Here is a 4,903-nt window from a genome sequence, read left to right as displayed (position 1 = left end):
AGCTGGAAAGGTGCGGGGTTGCCCGTCGCCGTGATTGGATTGCGTGTGCCGATGAAGGTTTCGCCCGGCCGGCTGTTGGCTGGGCTTGCTGTCATTCTTGCCCTGAACGCACCGGCGCTCGCCACAGAGAGGGACTACGCAACCTGCATAGGCAAGGACGTCGAGCCGGACAAGCGCATCGCCGCCTGCACGCCGATCGCTGAGGACATCACGCAGCCGTCGCGCATCCGCGTCATGGCCTACTTCCATCGGGGCGTCGCCCGGGACGACAAGCAGGACTACGATCGGTCGATCGCGGACTACAGTGAGGCGATTGCGCTCGATCCCAAGCAGGCATCGGCATACTTCAACCGCGGAGCCGATTGGTACGACAAGGGAGACAACGACCGCGCTATCGCGGACTTCAACCTCGCCATCAGCCTGGAGCCATGGTCCAGCGATGCTTATTCCAGCCGCGGCGCCGCATTCCTGCGCAAAGGCCGTACCGATGCAGCTATTCTCGATTTTCAACAAGCGATCGAGGCCGATCCACAGAACGGCAACGCACATGCCGGCCTCGGCGCCGCCTGGGACAGGAAGGACGACCTAGTGCGCGCCGTCGCCGAATATGACGAGGCGATCCGCATCGATCCGAAGGACGATGCCAGCTATTACGGGCGCGGCATGGCGCGGGCCGGCAGGAAAGACTATAACGGCGCTATTGCCGATTTCGACGAAGCGATCAAGCTCGATCCGGGCAATACGGACTATCTCGTCAGCCGCAAAGCGGCTGCGGCGGCGAAAGCCGAGCTGCAACCCGGCGCCGAACCTGCGGTCCCGCAGGGCGCCGACAATGATACCCAGCCCGATGCCAAGCTTTCGACCGCCAAGATGGCGGAGCTCATTCAGGCGACCGACCCGCGCGTTCTCGTCGCGGTGCAGAACGGCGACAGCTTGTCGGATGCCGGCAAGTATGACCAGGCAATCGGCGCGTATGGCAAGGCGATCGCGCTCGATCCCGACAGTCCCCTCGCCTATTTCGGCCGCGGCAAAGCCTGGGACGCCAAGCGCGCCTATGACCGGGCGATTGCCGACTATGACCGGGTGATCAAGCTCCTCCCGAATATGGTCTCTGCCTATGTTCGCCGGGGCATGGCCAAGGCCACGACCGAGGATGCCGAAGGTGCTCTCGCCGATTGCGGCCGGGCCGCCGAACTCGATCCGAAGGTGCTGGATGCCTATTTCTGCATAGGCATGGCCTGGCATGTGAAGGGCAACGCCCAGCGCGCGATCACAGCCTATTCGGCGGCGATCGAGATCGATGCCAAAGATGCCCCCAGCTATTACGGGCGCGGCATAGAACGGGCCGACAGCAAGGATTATAGCGGCGCCATTGCCGACTTCGACCAGGCGATAAGGCTCTATCCGGGCAATCCGGACTACGCGGTCGCCCGCAAGGCGGCCGTGGCCGCCTTGAAGAAAGGTGGTGCCACGCAGGACGCCGTCGGCTCGGACCCGAAGAACCTCAAGGCCTTCATGGATCGTGGCGGTGCGTTCTACAGGAAGCGCAAATACGATCGCGCCATTGCCGAGTACAGCCGCGCGATCACGCTCGATCCAAGGAAGGCCGCCGCCTATGTCGGGCGAGGACTGTCACGCGTCGAGAAGGGCGATTATGATGGTGCCATCGACGACTACGGCAAGGTGATCGAGCTCTATCCGACCTATTTCGACGCCTATTTCGGCCGCGCCGTTGCCTGGGGCAAGAAGGATCAATTCGATCGCGCAATCGCCGATTACAATCGCGCGATCGAACTTGATGGCAGCTATGCGCCCGTTTATTTCGGGCGTGGCAGCACCTGGTTCGCCAAGGGCAACTACGATCGAGCCATTGCCGACTACGACCAGGCGCTCGAGCTTGATCCAAAGCTGGCCATCGCCCGCAAAGGCCGCAAGGTGGCGGTGGCGGCGAAAGCGAACGCCTCCAAGACGTCAGACGAAGCCGCAGGTCAGGCCGGCGAGGAGGCAATCAAGCCAAGTAGCGCTTCGCCAGCCGCGCAGACGTTCAGCAAGGGCTGGACGCTGCATGAGAGGGACGACTATGACGGCGCCATTGCCCTGTACGACAAGGCGATTGCGCTCTTCCCGGCATTCCACGACGCCTATCTGGCCCGAGCAATGGCCTGGGAGGCAAAGAGCGATTACGCTCATGCCGTCGCCGATTACAGTCAGGCAATCACGCTCAATCCGAATTTTGCCGATACCTACTACGACCGTGGCCAGAACCGCGGTTTCCAAAGAGATTACGATGGGGCGCTTGCTGACTACGGAAAGGCCATCAGTCTCGATACCAAGGACGCAAGGGTTTATGCCGACCGGGGCCTCATCTTGATGGGCAGGCATGAGGACGCCGCAGCGTTGCGTGATTTCGAAAGGGCGCTCAGCCTCGATCGCAAGAACCCCTTTGCCTATTTGGGCCGAGGCGTCATTCGGATCAGTAAGGCGGATTATGACGGGGCCATCGCCGATTTGAGCCAAACGATAAAGCTCAAACCGGATTTCGCCACCGCCTACAAAGTGCGGAGCAGAGCGTGGGACGCCAAGGGCAACCACAAGCGCGCCGAGGCCGACCGCAAGAAAGCGCTGAGCCTCGGGGCGAAATAGAGACAAGGTTGGGAGGGCTGCCAGATGTCGCGTTGGAAAGCTTTGGGCGTGGCGGGGGTCGCCGCTTTGTGCTTCGTTGCGGTGAAGGTGTTGCCTGGGCGTTCGGCTTTGCCGGCGGTAAATATCTCTACCAGACAGTGGCTGGTTCCCCCGATCCGCAGACGCTGACCGCGGCTCAGGTGAGCGAACAGATTGAGAGCCAGGGAAGCCAGATCTTCAAGGCAATCAAGCAGGAGTTCCCAGAAGACTACGACGTCGTCGTGGAAAAGATCACGGCCGTGGCCAGGCTTGGAAATGTCAACCAGGTGCGAAACACGAGCGGGATGGCGGTCGCCGATCTCAGGCGAAGATACGCATCCCTGCTGTCCTCGGCTCCGGACAGCAAAGCCGCCGAGGCGCTACGTGCACAATTGGATCTGCTCAACCATGTCATGGCGCGGGAAACCGCTACCATCTGCAACAACTACCTCCGTGAAGGGCCGGGCGCGCTCAGCACGCCGGACCAGGATTTCCTGATCGACATGGACAAGGTCGGCGCCACCCTGTTCCGCGCCTTCGGCGCAGCGAAGAATGGCGATCTGCCGGCCGCTGCTGCCAGTGACGGAGACTGGTCGCTGCTGGCCGACGCTTTCATCGACGCTGGCGGCACTCCCGCCGAGATAACTGCCATTGCCAATGTCAGCCGGAAATTCGAAGGCCTCTGCCCAGCCGTGGCAAAACTCTACGCAGCCGCATTGTCGCTGCAAGGTGAACCCGGGCGACACATCAAAACCACTCTGCTCTATGAGATCGCCCGGAATTAGCCGGGATTTGCTGATCCGTGCGTCTGACATGGATCTGTCGCGCCCCGTAAACCTCTTTGACTGGCTAGCCATGTCCTCGAAGCTCGAGAATCCGATTGGCGCCTTACCCCAGAGCTGAATTGCTGAAATACTTTGCAAAATCAGGGCGTTGCGCCAGAACTTTGCCGTCGGCATCACGCAATATGCCCGAGGCGAAGAGATAGTCGCCGATCGCTTCCATCTTGGCCGGATCCATCGTCCCGATGGCGCCGCTTTGGCTGCGTAGATAATGACCGTCGATCAGCGCCTTCAGCGAAGCCTCGATCAGCGCGGGATTGGTCAATGCATCCTTGTTGGCAGCGATCAGCAGGGCTGCCGCATCTTCGGGGTGGTCGACAGCGAACTGGTAGCCGCGCCGCGTCGCCTGGACGAAAGCGGCCGCAGGGTTGGGGTTTGCCTGGAGATAGGCTTCGCTCGAAGAGATCAGCGTCGTGTGCTCATCAGGCACGCCGTAATCGGCATAGACGAAGCTGCGCTGCTTGACGCCCTTGAGTTCGGCTTCGACACCCTCCCAGGTCGAAACTTCAAGCGTGAAATCGACCGAACCATTGGCCAGCGCCTCATAGGCCGAGGTGCCGAGCGTCACCGTCTCGAAATTGCCCTTGCCGCCATCATGGCGGATGATGGTCGATATCAATGCGTTTTCCCAGGCACTGCCGAAGCCGCCATAGGTCAAGCCGTCGAGGTTCCTCGGGCTTTTGATTTCGCTGCGTGCCTCATTGAACACCACGCGACCGGTTTCGGATTGCACCACCGCATAGACGCCCTTCAGGTCCGCCCCGGCGGTCTTCTGGGTGAACAGGCTGATGGTGCCGTTGATACCGAAATCGGCGACGCGGTTTGCGACCAGCGTGCCCGCACCGGTATCGCTGTAGGGCAAGATCTCGACCTCGAGTCCGGCCTCGCGATAAAAGCCCTTGTCGCGGGCGACGAACAGTCCGATGTGGTTGGTGTTGACCGTCCAGTCGAGGGCGACGGTGACCTTTTGTGCAGCCGATTGTGCTTGGGCTCGCCCCGATCCGGTAACGAGCGGAAGGCCGGTGGCAAGGGTCAGCAACAAGGCCTGCCGGCGCGTCAAGTCAGTCATGGTCGTGTCCTTTGGATGGGTTGGGGTTGAGGATGATGTCGAGGATCTCGGCCTCGAGCGCACTTGCCTGGCGCGCGGCATCGCCGCCAAGGCTGCGCGGGCGCGGCAGCGGCACCTCGATTTCACGCACGATGCGGGCCGGGCGCGCCGACAGTACATAGATCCGGTCGGAGAGGAACACGGCTTCGCGTACGTCGTGAGTGATCAGCAGCGCCGTCCAGCGGTGGTGCCGCCACATCTGTTCGAGCCAGCGCTGCATGGCGGTGCGGGTCAGTGCATCGAGCGCACCGAACGGCTCGTCGAGCAGCAGCATGTCACGCTCCTGCACCAC

General features: G+C 61.8%; 3 protein-coding genes and 1 pseudogene. 2 read left to right on the top strand and 2 right to left on the bottom strand.

Annotated features, from left to right (window positions below):
* Both EN935_RS22230 and EN935_RS22225 read left to right on the top strand, forming a co-directional pair.
* Positions 1-2,643 (top strand): tetratricopeptide repeat protein (locus EN935_RS22230; RefSeq protein ID WP_245489017.1); only part of this gene is annotated, 2,643 nt, incomplete at its 5' end.
* A 32-nt stretch (positions 2,644-2,675) separates the two neighbouring features.
* Positions 2,676-3,446 carry a hypothetical protein gene (locus tag EN935_RS22225; RefSeq protein WP_245468993.1) on the top strand — a complete coding sequence of 257 codons (771 nt, stop codon included), beginning with the start codon at positions 2,676-2,678 and terminating at the stop codon, positions 3,444-3,446.
* A 103-nt stretch (positions 3,447-3,549) separates the two neighbouring features.
* On the opposite strand, the gene EN935_RS22220 is transcribed toward EN935_RS22225, so the two are convergent.
* Entirely contained in the window at positions 3,550-4,572 is a 1,023-nt protein-coding gene (locus EN935_RS22220; RefSeq protein WP_127265394.1) for an ABC transporter substrate-binding protein, read from the bottom strand.
* A pseudogene (locus tag EN935_RS22215) lies at positions 4,565-4,903 on the bottom strand (ABC transporter ATP-binding protein); the annotation flags it as partial. The pseudogene EN935_RS22215 and the gene EN935_RS22220, both read right to left, overlap by 8 nt.

The organism is Mesorhizobium sp. M7D.F.Ca.US.004.03.1.1 (assembly GCF_003998635.1).
GTDB classification, from domain to species: domain Bacteria; phylum Pseudomonadota; class Alphaproteobacteria; order Rhizobiales; family Rhizobiaceae; genus Mesorhizobium; species Mesorhizobium loti.
This window is presented reverse-complemented; position numbering and strand designations above follow the sequence as displayed.